This window comes from Streptomyces sp. 13-12-16 (assembly GCF_002114215.1).
In the GTDB taxonomy this organism is placed as follows: domain Bacteria; phylum Actinomycetota; class Actinomycetes; order Streptomycetales; family Streptomycetaceae; genus Streptomyces.
Genome location: NZ_NCTE01000301.1, coordinates 1 through 1,962, shown reverse-complemented (window position 1 = coordinate 1,962; position 1,962 = coordinate 1). Strand labels below are relative to the sequence as shown.

Below are 1,962 nucleotides of genomic sequence, written 5' to 3'. Positions count from 1 at the left end.
CGCTGATCGAGCCCGGCCAGGCGGCCGGCCTCACCGCCGACCCGTGCGTCGCGGCGGTCACCCCCGCCGGTTCCACCGGGGCCGGTGCGATCGTCGCCGCGCCGAACACCACGCCGGGGACCGGCCCGCCGACCGGGTCACTGCCCCCGGTGGACGACGTCACCGAGCCCGGCCCGTACGCGGTGACCGCCGACGACTCCGCCGGCCCTGGCGACGACGGCCGGCCGGTGTACCCCTCCGACGCCGACCGGGACGGTGTGGACCACCCGGTCTTCGTCCGGGGGCCGGGCGCGGGGTCCGACCCCGCCGGCTACGAGGACATGCTGCGCCAGTGGGCCTCGCACGGATCCGTCGTCCACAGCGAGGTCTCGTCCAGCAGCGGCGCCTGCATGGTCGCCGCCCTCGACCGGCTGGAGGACCAGGACGCCGGTCCGGGCAGTCCGCTTGTACGGGGACCTCGACACCTCCGAGGTGGCCTCCGGAGGCCACTCCCGCGGATCCATCGGCACGTTCGACGTGGCCGACGACCCGCGGCTGGAGACCACCGTCCACGTGGCCGGCGGTTCGTCCGACGGAAACGGCCCCGACAGCCTCCGCAACCCGGCCCTCCACATCGACGACGAGGACTTCGCCACCGCCGACATGGAACGCGACCACACCCGCACCGACGTGCCGGTGTGGTTCGACATCCTCGACGGCACCGACCACGTCCTCGCCACCCGCAAGGGGCGGCACGTCATCACCGCCCGGCTCCGGTGGCGCCTGGCCGACGAGAATTCCGCCGCACCCGGGACTTCCTGAGCCCCGACTGTGCCTTCTGCGGTCCCGGCGACGTCCAGTACAAGAACTGGTAGGTCCTCCGAGCCGGCCGTCACTCCCCGAGGGTGGTGACGGCCTCCTCGTAACCACCCGTCGGCGGCGCGGTGTCGGGCCCGTACACGAGGTTCAGCACGCCCGTCGTGAACGTCTGGGACTTCAGCAGCTTCAGCGGGATCGACGGCTCGCCCTCGTCGAAGAGGCGCATGCCCTTGCGTACGGCGATGGGGTGGACGAGGAGGTGCAGTTCGTCGAGGAGGCCCGCGGCCAGCAGCTGCCGGACGACGGAGACCGAGCCGCTCAACGAGATGTCACCGCCCGGCTCGGCCTTCAGCGCGGCGGCGACCTCGGCGACGTCACCCTGCGCCTGCTCGGAGTTCCGCCACCGCAGATCGAGCCGGCTGCGTGAGAACACGATCTTCCGCATGTCGCCGAGCTGCTTGGCGAAGCCCGCGTCCTCGCCGCCCGCCGCCTCCCGCTCGGGCCAGGCGCCGGCGAAGCTGTCGTACGTCCTGCGGCCGAAGAGCAGGACCTCCGTGGTGCTCATGCCGGCGCCGACGGCGGCCCCCATCTCGTCGTTGAAGTACGGGAAGTGCCACTGATCGGGTGCCTCGACGACGCCGTCGAGCGAGATGAACAGGCTGGCGGTGATCTTCCGCGGCATGGTGTCCTCCGAATCCGGGTGCGTGTACCGGGTATGACCGTGCCACCCGCCGAAAGTCATCGGTAGGCGGCACGCGGACCGTTCAGACGGTGTCCGGTTCCCTCCGGTGCTCCGGACCCGGTACGCCGTCCACCGCCGCCCGGCGCGGATCCGTGACGCTGCCCAGCCAGCCCAGCAGGAATCCGGCCGGCACCGTCACCAGGCCCGGGATCGTCACGTCCCAGATCCTGAAGTCGTACTCCGGGAGGATCGACCCGGGGGCGCCGGACACGTACGGCGACAGCGCGAGCGCCACGATGCTCAGCGCCGTGGCCCCCCACAGGCACCACAGCGCACCACGGGCGGTGAACCCGGGCCAGTACAGGGCGTACAGCAGGACGGGCGCGAGGGCGGCGCCGCAGACGGCGAGCCAGAGCGTCGAGACGACCACCAGGTTCCAGTCGGCGGCGACGACCGCCACGACCGCGGAGAGGGCCCCCGTC

Annotated in this window: 2 protein-coding genes and 1 pseudogene; 1 reads left to right on the top strand and 2 read right to left on the bottom strand. The window is 72.5% G+C overall.

Going from position 1 to position 1,962, the window contains the following annotated elements; genetic code table 11:
• Positions 1-444 precede the first annotated feature (444 nt).
• Positions 445-801 (top strand): hypothetical protein, encoded by a 357-nt coding sequence (locus B7767_RS13075; protein ID WP_085572337.1) that lies wholly within the window; start codon positions 445-447, stop codon positions 799-801.
• 70 nt (positions 802-871) lie between these two features.
• Here B7767_RS13075 and B7767_RS13070 read toward each other — a convergent pair whose 3' ends face one another.
• The gene (locus tag B7767_RS13070; protein ID WP_085572336.1) at positions 872-1,480 is read right to left on the bottom strand and encodes a dihydrofolate reductase family protein; all 609 of its coding nucleotides are present in this window, start codon (positions 1,478-1,480) and stop codon (positions 872-874) included.
• Positions 1,481-1,562: 82 nt separating this feature from the next.
• A pseudogene (locus B7767_RS13065) lies at positions 1,563-1,962 on the bottom strand (transporter); the annotation flags it as partial.